At 71.3% G+C, this 17,369-nt stretch carries 16 protein-coding genes; 2 read left to right on the top strand and 14 right to left on the bottom strand.

Going from position 1 to position 17,369, the window contains the following annotated elements:
- Positions 1 to 18 precede the first annotated feature (18 nt).
- The 12 genes from hypE to AC1DU4_RS06650 all read right to left on the bottom strand — a co-directional run bounded on the left by hypE (position 19) and on the right by AC1DU4_RS06650 (position 12,606).
- On the bottom strand, positions 19 to 1,131 hold the full coding sequence (gene hypE / locus AC1DU4_RS06705; protein ID WP_477838258.1) for a hydrogenase expression/formation protein HypE: 1,113 nt from the start codon (positions 1,129 to 1,131) through the stop codon (positions 19 to 21).
- Complete coding sequence (locus tag AC1DU4_RS06700; RefSeq protein WP_477838257.1) at positions 1,128 to 1,820, bottom strand: D-sedoheptulose-7-phosphate isomerase; 693 nt, start codon at positions 1,818 to 1,820, stop codon at positions 1,128 to 1,130. The genes hypE and AC1DU4_RS06700 overlap by 4 nt, the downstream gene beginning before the upstream one ends.
- Positions 1,817 to 2,560, bottom strand: a complete 744-nt coding sequence (locus AC1DU4_RS06695) for a hydrogenase assembly protein HupF (RefSeq protein ID WP_072845298.1) — start codon at positions 2,558 to 2,560, stop codon at positions 1,817 to 1,819. The genes AC1DU4_RS06700 and AC1DU4_RS06695 overlap by 4 nt, the downstream gene beginning before the upstream one ends.
- Complete coding sequence (hypF, locus tag AC1DU4_RS06690) at positions 2,557 to 4,944, bottom strand: carbamoyltransferase HypF (protein WP_477838256.1); 2,388 nt, start codon at positions 4,942 to 4,944, stop codon at positions 2,557 to 2,559. The genes AC1DU4_RS06695 and hypF overlap by 4 nt, the downstream gene beginning before the upstream one ends.
- A 160-nt stretch (positions 4,945 to 5,104) precedes the next feature.
- Positions 5,105 to 5,329, bottom strand: coding sequence for a hypothetical protein (locus AC1DU4_RS06685; RefSeq protein ID WP_072845300.1), 225 nt, complete (start codon positions 5,327 to 5,329; stop codon positions 5,105 to 5,107).
- Between the two features lie 71 nt (positions 5,330 to 5,400).
- A complete protein-coding gene (locus AC1DU4_RS06680) occupies positions 5,401 to 6,426 on the bottom strand; it encodes a hypothetical protein (protein ID WP_477838255.1) in 1,026 nt (341 codons plus the stop codon).
- 492 nt (positions 6,427 to 6,918) lie between these two features.
- Positions 6,919 to 7,557 carry an RES family NAD+ phosphorylase gene (locus AC1DU4_RS06675; protein WP_174556710.1) on the bottom strand — a complete coding sequence of 213 codons (639 nt, stop codon included), beginning with the start codon at positions 7,555 to 7,557 and terminating at the stop codon, positions 6,919 to 6,921.
- Positions 7,554 to 8,060, bottom strand: a complete 507-nt coding sequence (locus tag AC1DU4_RS06670; protein ID WP_477838254.1) for a hypothetical protein — start codon at positions 8,058 to 8,060, stop codon at positions 7,554 to 7,556. Before AC1DU4_RS06670 ends, AC1DU4_RS06675 begins: the two co-directional genes overlap by 4 nt.
- Before the next feature lie 259 nt (positions 8,061 to 8,319).
- On the bottom strand, positions 8,320 to 9,465 hold the full coding sequence (locus tag AC1DU4_RS06665) for an RNA polymerase sigma factor (RefSeq protein WP_477838253.1): 1,146 nt from the start codon (positions 9,463 to 9,465) through the stop codon (positions 8,320 to 8,322).
- A gap of 9 nt (positions 9,466 to 9,474) precedes the next feature.
- Positions 9,475 to 9,882, bottom strand: coding sequence for a YciI family protein (locus AC1DU4_RS06660; protein WP_477838252.1), 408 nt, complete (start codon positions 9,880 to 9,882; stop codon positions 9,475 to 9,477).
- 209 nt (positions 9,883 to 10,091) lie between these two features.
- Positions 10,092 to 10,919: an alpha/beta fold hydrolase gene (locus AC1DU4_RS06655; RefSeq protein WP_477838251.1), complete on the bottom strand. Its 828-nt coding sequence runs from the start codon at positions 10,917 to 10,919 to the stop codon at positions 10,092 to 10,094.
- Positions 10,920 to 12,093: 1,174 nt separating this feature from the next.
- A complete protein-coding gene (locus tag AC1DU4_RS06650; protein WP_477838347.1) occupies positions 12,094 to 12,606 on the bottom strand; it encodes an SMI1/KNR4 family protein in 513 nt (170 codons plus the stop codon).
- Between the two features lie 213 nt (positions 12,607 to 12,819).
- Between AC1DU4_RS06650 and AC1DU4_RS06645 the strand changes: the two genes are divergently transcribed.
- Entirely contained in the window at positions 12,820 to 13,416 is a 597-nt protein-coding gene (locus tag AC1DU4_RS06645; RefSeq protein ID WP_477838250.1) for a hypothetical protein, read from the top strand.
- A 7-nt stretch (positions 13,417 to 13,423) separates the two neighbouring features.
- Positions 13,424 to 14,062 (top strand): RES family NAD+ phosphorylase, encoded by a 639-nt coding sequence (locus tag AC1DU4_RS06640; protein ID WP_477838249.1) that lies wholly within the window; start codon positions 13,424 to 13,426, stop codon positions 14,060 to 14,062.
- Between the two features lie 228 nt (positions 14,063 to 14,290).
- On the opposite strand, the gene AC1DU4_RS06635 is transcribed toward AC1DU4_RS06640, so the two are convergent.
- Both AC1DU4_RS06635 and AC1DU4_RS06630 read right to left on the bottom strand, forming a co-directional pair.
- On the bottom strand, positions 14,291 to 16,681 hold the full coding sequence (locus tag AC1DU4_RS06635) for an ATP-binding cassette domain-containing protein (RefSeq protein ID WP_477838248.1): 2,391 nt from the start codon (positions 16,679 to 16,681) through the stop codon (positions 14,291 to 14,293).
- 64 nt (positions 16,682 to 16,745) lie between these two features.
- Positions 16,746 to 17,369: a VOC family protein gene (locus AC1DU4_RS06630; protein ID WP_477838247.1), complete on the bottom strand. Its 624-nt coding sequence runs from the start codon at positions 17,367 to 17,369 to the stop codon at positions 16,746 to 16,748.

Below are 17,369 nucleotides of genomic sequence, written 5' to 3'. Positions count from 1 at the left end.
CCTCGCGGGTCCTGCGGCTCAACAGATTCGCGGCAGCGGGTCGCCGACCAGCATGTCGACGATGCGGCTGCCGCCGAACGCGGTCCGCAGCGCCACGATGCCCTGCGGGTCCGCCATCACCTCGCCGATCACCGCGGCCTGCGCGCCGAGCGGCTGCCCGCGCAGCGCCGCGACCGCGGCGTCGGACTCCTCCGCCGGCACCACGGCGACGAACTTGCCCTCGTTCGCGACGTAGAGCGGGTCGATCCCGAGCAGGTCGCAGGCGCCGAGCACCTGCGGCTGCACCGGGAGGGCCTGCTCGTCGAGCACCACCGCGACGCCGGCGGACTGCGCGAGCTCGTTGCACACCGTGCCGATGCCGCCCCGGGTGGCGTCGCGCATCCACCGGGTGCCCGGCGCGGCCGCCAGCAACGCCTCCACCAGGCCGTTCACCGGCGCGGTGTCCGAGGCGATGTCCGCCTCGATGGCGAGCTCGCCGCGGGCCAGCATCACCGCCATGCCGTGTTCGCCGATGGTGCCGGAGACCACCACCCGGTCGCCGGGCCGGACCAGGTCCGCTGCCAGCACCCGCCCGGCCGGCACCACGCCGACCCCCGCGGTCGAGATGTACAGCCCGTCCGCCGCGCCCTTCCCGACCACCTTGGTGTCGCCGGTGACGACGGCGACCCCCGCGGCGGCGGCCGAGTCCCGCATGTCCGCGACGATGGTGCGCAGCAGCGAGATCTCGAAACCCTCCTCGATCACGAACGCGGCGGAGAGCCACCGCGGCCGGGCCCCCGAGACCGCGAGGTCGTTGACGGTGCCGTGCACCGCCAGGTTCCCGATCGAGCCGCCCGGGAACTGCAGCGGCTGCACCACATACGAGTCGGTGGAGAACGCGACACGCTCACCCGAGGGCAGCCCCATCACCGCGGAGTCGCCGAGCTGCTCGAGCTCCGGGTTGCGGAACGCCTCGACGAACACCGAGTCCACCAGCGCGGCGGACGACTTGCCGCCGGCGCCGTGCGCCAGCGTCACCACCGTCTCGAGCAGCCGTGGGCGGCGTTTGCGGAACGCGTCGATGCGGTCGAGGACCCGGCCCTCGCGCTCGGCGGAGGTGGGGGGCTGGGCGCCGACCGGTGTGCTGCTCATCTGGATTCGCCTGTCCTCGACGTCGCGGGATGCGGTGTGGGCCGTGCCATGTGGTCCTGCACGGCCGACCAGAGCCGGTACCCGACGAGGGCGTGGCTCTCCTGGATGCGGTGGATGCTCTGGGAGCGGACGGTGAAGCAGAAGTCGAGGTCCTCCGAGGTGGCCATCCGGCCGCCGTCGTGCCCGGCGAACCCGACGGTCAGCAGTCCGCGCCTGCGCGCCTCCGCGAGGGCGGTCATCAGGTCGTCGGAGTTGCCGGAGGTGGACAGCGCGATCGCGATGTCGACGGACCTCGCGTGGGCGATGATCTGCCGGGAGAAGATCAGCTCGAAACCGACGTCGTTGCCGAGCGCGGTCACCACCGCCTGGTCCGCGGCCAGCGACCAGGCCGCCACCGGCCGGCCGAGCGCCGGGCGGCTGAACAGGGAGGCCAGGGTCGCGGCATCGGTGGAGCTGCCGCCGTTCCCGAAGGTGTACAGGCGCCCGCCCTGCCCGAACCGTTCGGCCATCAGCGTCCCCGCCGCCGTCACCTGCTCGCCCCACTCGTCGAGGGAGGCCCGCTGCAGGCGCGCGCTCTCGGCCGCCTTGCCCCGGGCCGAGGACGCCAGGTCCGTCAGCAGCGCGCCGGCGTCGCGTTCCTCGGCGTCGATGAACGGGTACAGGAAGTTGGTGTTCTCCTTCTCGCTCACCGCGCCGCCTCCGTCGCCGTCGCGACCCGGCTGATCGCCGCGCCGCCGTGCACCAGCACCAGGTCCCCGGGCGCGACGTCGCCGAGGACGGTCACGTCGACCGACTCGTCCCCGGTCGCGGTGCGGACGAGCGCGGTGTCCATCGCCGTCGCGGGCGGCAGCACCACCTCGCCGAGCCGGCCCTCGTCGCTGCACGTCACGCAGCCGGTCTCGGTGCACTCCGCGGCGTCCGGGGTCAGCAGCCCCGGGTGCTCGAAGCACACGTGCGTCAACTCCCACAGCAGGTGGTACATCAGCACGAACCGCCCCGTCGCGGGGACCATCGGGTCGCCGGAGTCCACCCACAGCGTGTGGTCGGCGCCGCCCGCCGGTGGCCGCGGCCCGGAGCCGATCCAGATGGTGTCCGCGCCCCACGCGGGTGCCCGCCGCATCACGTCCAGCACCTGCGGCTGGTCCGCCGACGCGACCGCGATGATCACGTCGCCCGGCCGGGTGGCCACCCGGCACTGCGCGACGGGGTCCGGTTCGACCAGCGCGACGGACGGCAGCGCCCGCTTGCCCATGATCACGGGGTGGACGAACTCCACCGCGACGTGGTGGGCGTGCGGCTCCCACTGTGGGGAGACCACCCACAGCGTGGCGCCGGCGTTGAACCTGCGGGCCAGGGCGAGGGCGGCCGTCGCCAGGTCCTGCGAGAGGTCCTCGTCGATCAGGGGTGTCTGCGCCGGTGCCTCGGTCATCGCATCGCTCCGATCCGTCGTCGGTCCGTCGCCGGGYGGCGCGCGGCACGGGCGAGCAGCGCGGTACCGAGCACCGCCTGGCCGAGGGAGAGCCCGCCGTCGTTGGCCGGCACCCGCTCGTGGGTCAGCACCTCGAAACCCCTGCGCCGCAGGGCGGTACACAGCATCTGCAGCAGCAGCGCGTTCTGGAACACCCCGCCGGTGAGGCCGACGGTGCCCACGCCGGTCAGTTCCGCCGTGCGGGCGACCAGTTCGGCGGTCGCGTCGGCCAGCGCGCGGTGGAAGCCCAGGGCGAGCGGCGCGACGGCCACCCCGGCGCGGACCCCGGCGACGAGGCCGTCGAGCAGCGGCCCGAGGAGGAGCTGTCCGTCGTCGACCGGCATCGTCAGCGGCGACGCGCACGTCGCCGAGCGCGCGCGGGCCTCGAGTTCCACGGCCGCCTGCGCCTCGTAGCTCACCCGGTGGCGCACCCCGAGCAGGGACGCGACGCCGTCGAAGAGCCGGCCGACGCTGGTGGTGCGGACGGCCGCCGCCCCCGAGCCCAGCTGGGACTGCACCAGGCGGCGCTCCGCGGCGTCCAGGGCGATCGTGCACGGCAGGTCGTCGATCTCGGTGATCCCGGCCTCGTGGAGCAGCGCCAGCGCCACCCGGGCCGGGTTGCGGACCGCCGCGTCGCCGCCGGGCAGCCAGAACGGCTGCAGGTGCCCGGCCCGCTCGGCGTCGAGGACGTCGGGGCCGACCAGCAGCAGCTCCCCGCCCCACACGGTGGCGTCGCAGCCGTACCCGGTGCCGTCGTAGGCGATGCCCAGCACCCGGGAGCCCAGGCGGCCGTGTTCGGCCAGCAGGGAGGCGATGTGGGCGTGGTGATGCTGCACCGTGCACAGCTCGACCCCCGTCGCGTCGCTGTAGCGGGCGGCCCACTGCCGGGTCGAGTAGCCGGGATGGTCGTCCGCCACCACCAGCTCGGGGGTGACGCGGTGCAGGGAGGTCAGCTGGTCGACGGACCGCTCGAACGCCCGCCGGCTCTCCAGGGTGCCCATGTCGCCGAGATGCGCGGAGCAGAACGCGAAGTCCTGACGGGTCAGGCAGAAGGTGTTCTTCACCTCGGCGCCCACCGCCAGCACCACCGGGCCGGGCGCGGGCAACGCGACCGGCAGGGGAGCGAACCCCCGGGACCGCCGGATCGGCACCTCCCGTCCCTCCGACACCGCCAGGACGGAGTCCTCGCAGGGCACGGCGATGTCGCGGTCGTGCATCAGGAACAGGTCCGCGACCGCGCCGAGGCGACGCCGGGCGTCCTCGTTCTCGAAGCAGAGCGGCTCGCCGCTGGTGTTTCCGGATGTCATCACCAGCAGGGTCGGGACCCTGTCGTCGGGCCGGCCGGGCACCGAGGTGAAGAGCAGGTGGTGCAGCGGGGTGTACGGCAGCATCACCCCCAGGTCCCCGACGCCGGGTGCCAGCTCCGCCGACGCGGCGTCCGAGTCCCGCTTGCGCAGCAGCACGATCGGCCGGGCGGGCAGCCCCAGCAGCCGCGCCCGCGCCTCGTCGACCTCGGCAATCTCGCCGGCCCGGCGGAGATCCGGCGCCATCACCGCAAACGGCTTGGCCGGTCGGTGTTTACGCTCGCGCAGGCGGCGCACGGCGGCCGGGTCGGTCGCGTCGCACACCAGGTGAAAGCCCCCGAGCCCCTTGACCGCGACGATCAGGCCGTCGGTCAGCGCCCGGTGCACCCGGTGGAGCACCTCGTCGTCCCCGTCGGTCCGGACGCCGTTGCGCTCGAGGAATATCCGGGGCCCGCAGTCGTGGCAGGAGATGGGTTGGGCATGGAACCGCCGGTCCTGCGGTGTGTCGTACTCCCGCCGGCAGCGCGGACACAACGGGAACGAGGCCAGGGTGGTGTTCGGGCGGTCGTAGGGCAGGTCCGTCACCACGGTCAGCCGCGGGCCGCAGTTGGTGCAGTTGACGAACGGGTGCCGGTACCGCCGGTTCGCGGGGTCGCGGAGGTCGCGGAGGCAGTCCGCGCAGGTGGCGACGTCCGGCGAGACCAGCGTGCGGGCCCCCGCGACGTGGCGGCTCGGGGTGATCCGGAACGTGCGGTCGCCTTGCGGCGGCAGCGATTCCGATGCGACGTCGACGATGACGGACATCGGCGGCGCGTCCGACCGGATCCGGCGGGCGAACTCCGCCAACTGCGCCGCGGGGCCCTCGGCCTCGACGAAGACACTGGCGTCGTCGTTGCCGCAGTGGCCCCCGAGCCCCAGTTCGGTGGCCAGTCGGGCGACGAAGGGCCGAAATCCGACGCCCTGCACGATCCCTCGGACGGTGATCCGGCGTCGTTCTACGGTGAAGGCCGCGCTGTGATCTGGCTGAAAGTGGGTGTCCATACCCGACTCCACATCGCAGTTCGGTTGGCCCCGCTTCCCCGGGGCGTGGGCGACGACCGGCCTTCATCGGATCATGCTCCGCGTGGTCGCGGCCCGCAAGGGCGCCGCGGTCCGTCTGCCGCGCGTGGACAGCGCGCGTGGCGTCACCGGGAGGCGGGTGTCAGAGCCCGCAGAGGGTCGCCACCTGGCCGATGCTCAGCAGGCCGGACCCGCCCTCGGCGCGCGAGAACCGGCCGTCGGGGCGCACGTGGACGGCAATTGGCGGCTCGACCCGGGCGGAGTCGCCCGCGCGATCGAGGTGGTACTCGTCGAAGCCGTCGGGCGACTGCGTCACCAGGCGCACCGCATTGCGGGCGAGGGCGTTCTCGATCAGGACGTCGATCACTGGCTGGGCTCCTCGCTCGGGGACTGGCACACGAGAGGAGATTAGGTGAGGCTAAGCTGTGTGTCAATGGGTCAGGCGGGCTCCCACGGACCGTCCCGGTACCGATGCCAGTCGGTGGGGTCGTCGTCGATGGTGAGGAAGTCGTTGCGCAGCCAGATGGCGGCATCGGGATTCCAGCCGGCGAGCACGGTGGCGCCGGGGTGGGCGGCCAGGGGGATCGCGATCCCCGGCGTGGTGAGGTAGCCGACGACGGTGAGGTGGACAGCGTCGTAGTCGGCCGCCACCGCGGCCCAGTCCGGAATGAACCAGTCATGGTGCTCCCCGGTGGTGGCATACCAGTCGGAGCGACGCGACGCCGGCACGGGAAAGGGGTACGCGTCCACCAGGTGTGCCCAGTCCGACGGATCGGTGATCTCGTATACGCGAGGCGTCCCGTGGACCCGGACCGGCCAGACGCGGGCCTGTGCGCCGTCCGAGTTGTCGTCCTCCTCGAGCAGCAGCTCGACGGCGCCGAGCCCCTCCCGCGTCCGGCTGGTGTCGGTCGTTCCGGCGACCACCGGCGTGGACCACCATTCGCCGCTGACTCGCCGGTCCGGATCGGCGGCCTGGTCCTCCCGGAACCGGCGTTCGGTGGCCAGCGCGTCCGCACGCCACCGCTCCAGGTGGCCGGCCGCGCGATGGATGTGCAGGGGCAACTCCGACCAGCCCCAGCGGGGATGGAACTTCTCCACGTACCGCTGGCCCGCGAGGTCGACCGCCTCGTTCCACCACCTGGCGTGGGGTGTCGCCAGGACGGCCCGGGCGATCGGCCGCAGGGCCGCGACGATCTCCGGGCAGGCGAACATCCGGTCCTCCTCGTCCGGCGGCTGCCAGTACCGCGCGAAGTCCGTGGCCAGGGCCAGGGCGTCGAGCAGGTCGATCTCCGACAACCGGGCAATCGCGCGGACGTCGACGTCTTCGAGCACCTCGAGTGCGTCGTCCGGCGTCTGGGGCCGCCGATAGTGGGAGGCACGCTCGTCGTCGCTGCACGCGTAGCCGACGTCGGCGCAGAAGAACCGGCCACGAGGCGAGTTCAGGAGCAGCGAAACCGTGTCCATGGTTCGAAACTAGTGGATCACGAGCGCCGCTCCGCGGTCTGCGGCCCGGAAACAGGACGGAGCCAAGGGTTGTGCGTCTCTGTGGAGGCCGATCGCGGCGGTGGGGTAGGGGAGTGGCAACCGGCGCCGGGGGCGGTGAACCTTCGATCGCCCCCGGCCCACCGTGCGGCGGCGCGAGATTCGCGCCGAATGCACTGGTCAGGAACGTATTTGACGAGCGCGGTGCGGCCCGGCAACGACGGAACCGGCGTCCCGCACTGTGGTAATAATGTCATAATCCAACTTATCGGCACTTTTGCCTACCCGGTGGTCGCCCACCAATCCGGCTCGCCCACAGCGGTTCTCCCGTTCCGGGCCGCCCCGAACGGGGCGGCCCGGCGCTCCCCGGGTGGTGGCGACGGCGCCCGGGACGGGGGAGGGTGCCTCGATCGGCCCCCTCGACGGGTACGGCGGCGGAAGTCGCTCGGCGCGTGGGGGACTCGGCGACCGGCCTCACAGCGAGTGGGGTATCGCCAGGACCGTGATCCCGGACCGCTTGCGCAGTTCCTCGAACACCTCGCCGCGGTCGGCGAGCTTGTCGGTGCGCACGACGGTGTAGTCGCCGGTGCCGGGCGCGTCGGTACGGTCGCCGCCGGCGTCGAACAGCGCGACGCACGCGTGGGTGTGGGTGAGGTCGTGCCGGGCCCAGTAGCGGACGCCCGCGTACCCGGCCTCGCGTAACGCGGCCGCCCACAGCTGGGTGAGCGGGTAGTCGACGGTGGTGAAGATCTCCGCGGTCACCCCGAACTGCACCGCGAGGTTCGAGGTCAGGTCGGCGATCCGCCGGTCGGCGGACAGCTCGAGCTGGGACAGTGCCCGGCCGCGCAGTTCGGTGCTCGGGACCACCCGGATACCGCCCCAGGTCTCGAGCAGGGTGATCTGCTCGGATTCGGCGGTGTAGCAGGTGCCGTACGGCTCGGCGAGGTCGAACCGGCCGTGTCCGCGGCTGCCGAACCACCACGGGCTGAACGCGGAGCCGTGGGTGCGGTGCAGCCGGGTGCCCGCCCGGACCGTGGCGGCCGGGAACCGGTCACGCAGCAGGTCCGGGGGAGGCGGGGTGGACAGGTGGGACGTGGCGCGGGGAGCGCTCACGCGGCCAGCCGATCAGCGGCCTGACGGGCGAGGGCGACCACGGTGGTCGCGTCGCCGCCGAGGAGCGACTCTCGCGGGGTCCGGCCGCCCAGTTCGGGCTGCTCGGTCATCAGCCACGACGCGACGGTCCAGCCCTGCGGGTCGGCGTGCGACCACGCGCGCAGCACCTCCTTGATCCCCGGGATCGGCTTGGCCGGGGCGGCGTCGTCGAATCCGGTGACCGAGTAGCCGGCGGTCCCGTCCTCGGCCTCGAGACGCAGCACCCGGCGGTCGCGGACCGCCTGGCTCAGCGCCTGCTTGGTCCAGCCCGTCACCTCGAGGGTCTGCTTGTGGGTGAGGATCGGGCCGATGTGGTTCTCCCAGACGCGCCGGGCCTTGAGTCCGGAGAGCACGTCGCGGATCCGGTGCTCGACGTACTGCACGTCGGCCTGGTTCAGTTCGGTCTCGTCGATGCCGCTGGCCGCGATCTCCGCTGCCATGACGTCGGTCAGTGGGCTGCTCATGACACCATCGTCCATGGTCAAGTAGGTCAAGTCAAGCAGGTCAACCAGCGGTGCCCACGGATCGGATCGCCTTGGGTCCGATCCGGCATGTGTAATTGCATAATCTGTGGGATATCGGCAAACCATGCCTACCGGGCCGATGCCCGAAACCCCAGTTCACAACCACCTCGACGGACGGGTCGGGTGGGTGCCGAGGTCCGGTGAGGGACCGCTCGGGGAGGCGGAACAGGGGAGTAGGGCGCGGCCCAGGGGCTCCCGGTCAACGGCCCGGGCGGGCATTGAGCCGTGCGGCCTGCCGCACGAGGTGGTCGCGCTCGGGGAGGTTCGTCGCCTGCCGGGCCGCCTCGGCGTAGAGGCCTGCCGCCGCGGCCAGGTCTCCGTCCCGCTCGCGGAGGTACGCCGCCACCGCGGCGTGGCGCGGCAGTGAGTCGTCCAGCGCCGCGAGCGCCGCCAGGCCGGCTCGGGCGCCGTCGGCCTCGCCCACGGCCACGGCACGGTTGAGCCGGGCGATGGGGCTGCCGGTCAGTCGCACCAGCTCGTCGTACCACTCGACGATCTGCACCCAGTCGGTCTCCGCGGCGGTGCGCGCGTCGGCGTGGAGCGCCGCGATGGCGGCCTGGGCCTGGAACTCGCCGAGCCGGTCGCGGGCCAGGGCCGCCTGCAGGATCTCGACGCCCTCGGCGATCAGGCGGGTGTCCCAGAGGCCGCGGTCCTGCTCGGCGAGCGGCACCAGGGCGCCGTCGGGCGCGGTCCGGGCGGCGCGCCGGGCGTGGTGGAGCAGCATCAGGGCGAGCAGCCCCGCCACCTCGGGGTGGTCGATCGCGGCCGCGAGCTGCCGGGCGAGCCGGATGGCCTCTGCGGCGAGGTCGACGTCGCCGGAGTAGCCCTCGTTGAAGACCAGGTACAGGACGCGCAGCACGGTGGCGACGTCGCCGGGTTGGTCGAACCGCACACCGGACACGGTGCGCTTGGCCCGGCTGATGCGCTGCGCCATGGTCGCCTCCGGGACCAGGTAGGCCTGGGCGATCTGCCGGGTGGTCAGCCCGCCGACGGCGCGCAGCGTGAGCGCGACCGCGGAGGCCGGCGTCAGCGACGGGTGGGCGCACAGGAAGTAGAGCTGCAGCGTGTCGTCCACCGCGGGCGCGGGACCGGACGCCGGCTCCTCGCCGACGAGGTCCTCACGCCGACGGCGGGCCGCGTTCGCCCGGGTCGCGTCGAGGAACTTGCGCCAGGCGACGGTGACCAGCCAGCCCTTCGGATCCCGCGGCGGGTCGGCCGGCCAGGCGCGGACCGCCTCGACCAGCGCGTCCTGGACGGCGTCCTCGGCCGCCGCGAAGTCGGCTCCGCGGCGGACGAGGATGCCGAGCACGCTCGGCGTGAGGCTCCGGAGCAGGACCTCATTCACCTGAGGAGGTCACTCCGTGATGGTGGGCGGCGCGGTCAGGAACGGGCGCAGCTCGAGCCACTCGTGGATCGGCTTCCCGCCTGCCCCCGGGGCGGCCGACAGCTCTCCGGCCAGCTCGAGGGCGCGATCGTAGCTGTCGACGTCGATCACCATCCAGCCGGCGATGAGGTCCTTGGTCTCGGCGAACGGGCCGTCGGTGACCGGCGGGCGACCCTCGCCGTCGTACCGGACGAACGTCCCTTCGGGGGCGAGCGCCTGACCGTCGACGAACTCGCCGGTCGCCTCGAGCCGGCCCGCGAAGTCCTGCATGTACTGCACGTGGTCGGAGATCTCCTCCGGCGTCCACTGGTCCATGGGTACGTCGTTGACCGCCGCCGGGGCGCCGCGGTAGTGCTTGAGCAACAAGTACTTGGCCATCGTGATTCTCCTAGGTGCGGTACGACCCATTGTGGTCGTATTCGCTACTGGGACGGAGCCACACGCCGGTTCTCGACATCCCGCGGCCGAGAAAGTTTCGTCACCGTTGCGCCGGACCAGGGGACCGGGGGAGGCGCGCCCTGGGGTCACCGCGGCCGGGGCGCCCCGGCGGTGACCCCGGGGCGCCCGGTGATGGCGTGAGCCCAGCGTCAGGCAGTCCCGGCCCAGAAGTCGACGAGCACCTTCGTCAGCTCCTCGGGCTTCTCCTCGTTCGGGGTGTGGGCGGCGCCCGCGATGATCTCGAACTTCACGCCGAGTCGTGCCGCGGCGTCGGCCTGGATGTCCACCGGAATGACGTCGTGCTCGCCGGCGACGACCAGGATCGGCACGCCGGTCGCGGCCAGCCCCTCGACGCGGTCCGGCTCGGTGCCCATGGTGAGGGCGATCCCGGCGATGTTCGCGGTCTTGGTCACCATGATCCGGTTGTGCAGGAACTCCTTGACCGGCGCCGGGAAGATGTCCTCGAAGGCGCCGAACATGGCCTGCCACAAGGCCTCGTTGCCGCCAGCCCACAGCAGCTCCGGGATCGGGCCCATGTCCATGGCGCCGCCCAGGTTCTGACCACTCGGCGGCGAGTCGAGGATCACGTAGTCCAGGAAGCGCGCCGGGTCGTTCAGTACGGCGGCCCGGGTGACGAGGCCGCCGAAGCTGTGGCCGACAAGGTGGACCTTCTCGCCGGGCGCAACCTTGTCGATCACCTCGGCGAGGTCCGCGGCGAACTTGGCGATCGTGTACTCGCCGACCGCGTCGCGGCCGTCCGGGCCGTCGGAGTCGTACTGGCCGAGCTGCGAGTACGAGATCAGCCGGTAGCCGGCGGCGGTGACGAACGGCGCCATCGGGAGGAAGTCCTCCCGGGAGCCGGTGAAGCCGGGGACCATCACGACGGTGCCCTTGACGTCCGTGCCGGCTTCGGGCATCGCCTCGAAGAAGGACAGCTCGCCGCGCGAGATCTTGATGCGGGACAGGTTGACGGTCATGTCGCGTTCTCCTTGTTGGGGTTCACAGGCTCTTCAGCCGGGATGGAGGGAGTCATCGGCCCACAGCACGCGGGGTGCCGTCGCCGTCGAGGCTAGCGGCAGATACTGAGCGATGCATAGTTTTGCCTTCCGAGCCGTTCGGCTCGTGATTCGGATCGGCCGGGCGACGGAATGCAGCCCGCCGTCCGGGATTCTTTCGTCACAGTGACGTATTGGGGTGGGGGCCGGGAAGGCCGGGGAGCGATCCGGAAACCCGAAAACCTGCGACTCCAAGGGATTCGAGGTTTTCGCGGAATCGGGGCCAACGATCCGAGGGTCCTCGGATCGGCGAACCGCTGCATATCGGGAACCGGCCGCGGATGCCGCGCGATGACGTCGCGGCCGATTCTCCGCACCGAACATGTCGCTGCGGAGAATCGGAACGCCGCGGCGAACCGGCCGCGCACGGGAGTTCGAGTCAGGAATGCCGAGGAGCCGCAGAGTCCGAACCGGGCCGCTGACCTCGCCCGGTAATCCGGATCCGATAATGTACATTATGTCATTTTTCCTTCTTCGGGACGCCCCCGGGCGGCGGTGCCGGGCATCGGAACAGATCGGCGTACGCGGAGAGGTCCTCGGGCGCAATGCATCACGGATACAGGACGGACTCCTGCGCGACGGCCACCGGTCGGACCGGCCCCCCTGGCGGCTCAATCGGCCGGAGTCGGATCGGGGCCGGCAGGCGTCCGCGCGAGGCGTCGTCGATCAAGGTTCGGGTCACCGCAGCTCGGTCGTCGAGGAACCCGAGGCGTCGGACCCGACGCGAACGCCTTGCCGCCGGAGTGGTTTTCGTCGTCGCCGGACCCACGGAGCGGCGGCAGTGCCGGCGACCCTCCTCGACCGAGGGTGCGACCCCGCCCCAACCATGTTTCATGGATAATCACTGTTATCCATGAAACATGGTGCACTCCAATAGTTTACGTGATCACGCGTCGGCTCGCTCGCCGACCGGCGCCACGCAAACCCTCGGGCCTTGTCCCCAGTCCCGCCCACGCCGGCTCCGGGGCCTGCTCGCCTCGGCGATACCCCTCGTCGTTCAGCCGACCGGCCAGACCGTCCTCCCCTTCGCTCCGGCTCCGCGGCCGTCGGGTGGCCGACCGGCGCCTCTCCCCTGACGGCCGCACAGGCGGGCAGGTCAGGTCCGGCTGCGCCATTCGAGTCGTCCGTCCGCCACCACCGGCGTCCACCCCATGTCGAACTCGGCGCCGGTCTCGATGCTGTCGGCCAGGTCCGTGAGCATCGCGCTGATGGAGACCCAGCGGGGACCCGCACTGTCTGTGTCGACCTTCTCGAACTCGGTGACGCATCCGTGCAGCGGCCCGGGACGGGCGTCCACGACCAGCAGGTAGCCGTCGGCTCCGGCAAACGGGACGAACGCGGGGATGTACGTTCCGGCCGTGTCGCCCGCGGCGGCGTCGGGGTCCGGGGCGCCCATCTCCTCGTCGAACTCGCCCCAGATGTCGAGTTCCATCGCCCGCTCCTCGACGGCACGATCCAGGCTGAACATCTCGTGCATGGGCAGCAGCGCGACGTGAGCGGCGGGCGGGAATCCGTTGAGGTGCTCGAAGAGTGTGGTGAGTTCGGCGGGCCAGTTCACCCCGGTGGCCTGCTGTGCGCTGTCGATCGCCGCCGCGTCGGCGCCGGCGATCGACAGCGAGTCGAGGTTCGTCAGTAGTCACCTCGCAATGCGTTCCCACTGTTCAGTGACCGATCCCGACGGCGTCGAGTACATGGTGGAGCTCACTTCGCCTACCTCCGTTGTTGATCTTGATTGGGCGCACTCTATGTGGATGCTCAGACATGAGAGGAACTGACACAGCTGGTACGCGGTACACTTGTGGCACTACTGGAGGTGGTGTCCATGCTCGTCGACCGTGACCGCGCACGCGACTCGATCCACGCCCTGTCCGACGAGGACCTCGTGGACCTGCTCGCCGCGGAGATCTCCCGCCGGCCGAACCTGCGTCCGGTCCGCGACGACGTGACGGCGCTGCTCGCCATGAGCCCGGCCCTGGCGTTGCAGCACGAGCGGGCCGTCACCAACCCCGCCGCCGCCGCGGTGGCCCGCACCCGGATCGTCACCTCGGCCCTCAACTCGATCGTCGACGAGCACGAGATGCTCGACTCCACCGCGGTCAGCCGGGTCCTCGGCAAGGCGCCGAGCAGCCGCAACACGGCGAGCCGTCTGGCCGCGGCGGGCACTGTCATCGCCCTGCCTGCGTCCGGCCAGAAGCTCTACCCCGCCTTCCAGTTCGACGCGGACAGGCGCGAGGTGCGGCCGATCGTCGCCGACATCAACCAGAGGCTGGGCGTCAGGAACGATCCGTGGGGCGTGGCGTCGTGGTGGCTGAACCGGACCGCGTTCGCGGACGACCCGCGCTCCCCTGCCGAACTCGCCGTCGCCGGCGGGCACGAGCAGGACCTGCAGGACATGGCCGACGACCTGACGCAGGACTGAGCGGCCGGTGGACTACCCGGATCCACCCGCGGCGCTGCCCGCTGCCCTGCTCACCACCGTCCCGGCCGGTACCTCGGTGTGGCGCATCCACAGCGCCACCCGGGGCGCCGCGGACCTGAACCCGACGCCCCGTCCCCGGGTGCGGGCCGGCGGCCGTTTCGACAGCATGGACGGCTCCTACGCGTACCTGTACATCGGCGACAGCCCGGCCGCGGCGGTGGCCGAGACGCTGTGCCGCAACCTGCCGGTGGACCAGTCCCCCCGCCTGATCCCGCGCGCCCAGGTCAGCGGCCGCGTCCTGAGCGAGCTGCGCACCACCCGCCCGCTGCGGGTGGTGGACCTGACCGGAACCGGCGCGGCCCGCATCAACGCAGGGGTGTGGCTGACGAAGTGCGACCCGTCCGGCTACCTGCACACCCGGCGGTGGGCGGCGGCGATCCTGGCCGCCAATCCCCGGGTCGACGGCGTGCAGTACCGGCCGCGTCACGACGAGAACACGCTGTCGTGGATGCTCGCCGACTCCCCCGCCACGACGGCCCATCCTGCGGTCGAGGCCGTCGGCGGGCTGATCCCGCTCGACTCCGCGGACGGGCACTACCTGCTCGGCGCGCTGTTGACCGCCCACAATGCGGCGCTCGCCCCCTGATCTCACCGGCGTGGACGGTCGCTGCCGTGGCTTCGGCCGGAATGGAACGGATCCGTCTGTGCGGTCGTTTCGGTGGTTGCACCGAGTTCGGCTGAAATGCCGATAACTTTACTTATGAAATTAACCTCGGTTGAGGGCATCAGACGAAGTTGGGCCTGGGGTCGTCACAGTGAGTGATGACCCCAGGCCCAACGACCTACCGCGGACCGCCTGGTTGTGTGCGGAAGGTCAGGCGTCGACGTAGGCCGCGAGGTGCTCGCCCGTGAGGGTGGAGCGGGCGGCGACCAGATCGGCGGGCGTGCCCTCGAAGACGATCCGTCCGCCGTCGTGGCCGGCGCCCGGGCCGAGATCGATGAGCCAGTCGGCGTGCGCCATCACCGCCTGGTGGTGCTCGATGACGATCACCGACTTGCCGGAATCGACGAGGCGGTCCAGCAGGCCGAGCAGGTTCTCGACGTCGGCGAGGTGCAGACCGGTGGTCGGCTCGTCGAGGATGTAGACCTCGCCCTTCTCGGCCATGGCGGTGGCGAGCTTGAGTCGCTGCCGCTCGCCGCCGGACAGCGTGGTGAGCGGCTGGCCGAGGCTGAGGTAGCCGAGCCCGACGTCGGCGAGCCGTTGCAGGATCTTGTGCGCGGCGGCAATCTTGGCCTCGCCTGCACCGAAGAACTCCTCCGCCTCGGCCACCGGCATCGCGAGCACCTCGGCGATGTTCCGGCCGCCCAGCGTGTACTCGAGCACCGACGCCTGGAACCGCTTCCCCTCGCACTCCTCGCACGGGGATTCGACGGTGGCCATGACGCCCAGGTCGGTGTAGATGACGCCCGCGCCGTTGCAGGTGGGGCAGGCGCCCTCGGAGTTGGAGCTGAAGAGCGCCGGCTTCACGCCATTGGCCTTCGCGAAGGCCTTGCGGATCGGATCGAGCAGCCCGGTGTAGGTGGCCGGGTTGCTACGCCGGGAGCCCTTGATCGCGCCCTGGTCGATCGAGACCACGCCGTCCCGTCCGGACACCGAGCCGTCGATCAGTGAGCTCTTGCCGGAGCCCGCGACACCCGTGACCACGCAGAGCACCCCGAGCGGTATGTCGACGTCCACGCCCTGGAGGTTGTGCGACGTCGCGCCGCGGATCTCCAGCGCACCGGAGGAGGAACGCACCGACTCCTTTACCGACGCCCGGTCGTCGAGGTGGCGGCCGGTTGTGGTGTCACTCCCCCGCAGCCCCTCCACTGAGCCCTCGAAGCAGACGCTGCCGCCCGCCGTACCGGCGCCGGGCCCGAGGTCGACGACGTGGTCGGCGATCGCGATGGCCTCCGGCTTGTGCTCCACGACGAGCACCGTGTTGCCCTTGTCCCGCAGCTGCAGCAGCAGGGCGTTCATCCTCTGGATGTCGTGCGGGTGCAGGCCGATGGTCGGCTCGTCGAAGACATAGGTGACGTCGGTGAGGGACGAGCCGAGATGGCGGATCATCTTGGTGCGCTGCGCCTCGCCGCCCGAAAGCGTGCCGGCCGGTCGGTCGAGTGAGAGATACCCCAACCCGATATCGGCGAACGAGTCGAGCAGGTGCCGCAGCGCGGCCAGCAGCGGCGCTACCGACGGTTCGTCGAGACCCCGGACCCAGTCGGCCAGATCGCTGATCTGCATCGCGCAGGCGTCGGCGATGTTCTTGCCCTCGATCTTCGAGGATCGAGCCCCCTCGCTGAGCCGGGTGCCGTCGCAGTCGGGGCAGGTCTGGAAGGTGATCGCGCGGTCGACGAATGCCCGGATGTGCGGCTGCATCGCCTCGCGGTCCTTGGACAGGAACGACTTCTGGATCTTCGGGATCAGGCCCTCGAAGGTCACGTTGACGCCGTCGACCTTGACCTTCGTCGGCTCCTTGTACAGCAGGTCGTTCAACTGCTTCTTCGTGAACTTCGAGATCGGCCTGTCGGGGTCGAAGAAGCCGCAGCCACGGTAGATGCGGCCGTACCAGCCGTCCATGCTGTAGCCGGGGATCGTCAGCGCGCCGTCGTTGAGCGACTTGCTGTCGTCGTACAGCGCGGTCAGGTCGAAGTCGGAGACGTTGCCCCGGCCCTCGCAGCGCAGACACATGCCGCCGGTGACGCTGAAGCTGCGACGCTCCTTCACCTCCCGTCCGCCCTTCTCCGTGGTGATCGCGCCGGCGCCGCTGACGGAGGCGACGTTGAAGGAGAACGCCTGGGGCGAGCCGATGTGCGGCTGCCCCAGCCGGCTGAAGAGGATGCGCAGCATCGCGTTGGCGTCGGTGGCGGTGCCGACCGTGGAACGGGGGTTCGACCCCATCCGTTCCTGGTCGACGATGATCGCGGTCGTCAGGCCCTCGAGCACGTCGACGTCCGGTCGTGCCAGGGTCGGCATGAAGCCCTGCACGAAGGAGCTGTAGGTCTCGTTGATCATCCGCTGCGACTCGGCGGCGATCGTGGAGAACACCAGCGAGCTCTTCCCGGAGCCCGAGACGCCGGTGAACACCGTGAGCCGCCGTTTCGGCAGCTCGAGACTGATGTTCTTGAGGTTGTTCTCCCGCGCGCCGTGCACGCGGATCAGATCGTGGCTGTCGGCGGCGTGGAACTCAGGCGACCGCTGGTCCGTCCTCGTGGCCGTGCTCATCGTCTCTCCCTCTGTGTCGGGCCGCGATCGCGGCTACCGTGCCTGCGTCTGACCGGTCGCGGCGTCAAGCGGTCTCCCACGCGAACCCGTCCGGGTCGGTGAAGGGTCCGGCGTCGCTGCCGACGACGATACGGTGCGATCCGGTTCCCTCCGGGGAGACGCCGGCGTCCTTGGCGAGCGCGCGGCGCCCGTAGAGCGCCAGCTTGACGTTCGTCGGGTCGGTGGCGAACTCGACGTACTTGCGGCCGAAGCTCTTCGCCACCTCCAGGCCGTGGTCGACGTAGAACTGCCTGCTCGCCTTGACGTCGTCGACCCCGAGCAGCAGCACGATGTCGTCGATCTGCCGGGTGGCCGGGCCGCTGTCCTTCTTCGACGAGGTCGCGATCTTCCAGATCGCGCCGTCCGGGGCCTGCACGACGCCGCCGTACCCCCAGAACCCCTTCTTTGCCGGCTTCAGCGACGTGGCGCCGGCGTCGAGGGCGGCCCCGACGAACGCGTCGACGATGTTCGGCTGGGAGACGACGAGCGAGAGGGTGTAGCCGCGGAAGCCGGTCGTCGGCTCCTCGCCGGCGCGGACGGCCACCTGGTCGCCGACGCCGAACGCCGCATAGAAGGCCGCGGCGGCCGCGGGGTCGGGAACTTCGAGGGTGAGGGTCTTGACGGTGGTCCGGGACTGGGTGGTGGTCAT

The organism is Rhodococcus sp. P4_F5 (assembly GCF_056401315.1).
Note: the sequence above shows the minus strand (reverse complement) of the source record. Positions and strands in the feature narration are given on the sequence as shown.

Excerpts from the sequence above, each read along its gene's own strand:
- hypE (WP_477838258.1), bottom strand. The coding sequence starts at position 1,131 with ATGAGCAGCACACCGGTCGGCGCCCAGCCCCCCACCTCCGCCGAGCGC.
- AC1DU4_RS06695 (WP_072845298.1), bottom strand. The coding sequence starts at position 2,560 with ATGACCGAGGCACCGGCGCAGACACCCCTGATCGACGAGGACCTCTCG.
- AC1DU4_RS06680 (WP_477838255.1), bottom strand. The coding sequence starts at position 6,426 with ATGGACACGGTTTCGCTGCTCCTGAACTCGCCTCGTGGCCGGTTCTTC.
- AC1DU4_RS06670 (WP_477838254.1), bottom strand. The coding sequence starts at position 8,060 with ATGAGCAGCCCACTGACCGACGTCATGGCAGCGGAGATCGCGGCCAGC.
- AC1DU4_RS06660 (WP_477838252.1), bottom strand. The coding sequence starts at position 9,882 with ATGGCCAAGTACTTGTTGCTCAAGCACTACCGCGGCGCCCCGGCGGCG.
- AC1DU4_RS06655 (WP_477838251.1), bottom strand. The coding sequence starts at position 10,919 with ATGACCGTCAACCTGTCCCGCATCAAGATCTCGCGCGGCGAGCTGTCC.
- AC1DU4_RS06645 (WP_477838250.1), top strand. The coding sequence starts at position 12,820 with ATGCTCGTCGACCGTGACCGCGCACGCGACTCGATCCACGCCCTGTCC.
- AC1DU4_RS06635 (WP_477838248.1), bottom strand. The coding sequence starts at position 16,681 with ATGAGCACGGCCACGAGGACGGACCAGCGGTCGCCTGAGTTCCACGCC.
- AC1DU4_RS06630 (WP_477838247.1), bottom strand. The coding sequence starts at position 17,369 with ATGACCACCACCCAGTCCCGGACCACCGTCAAGACCCTCACCCTCGAA.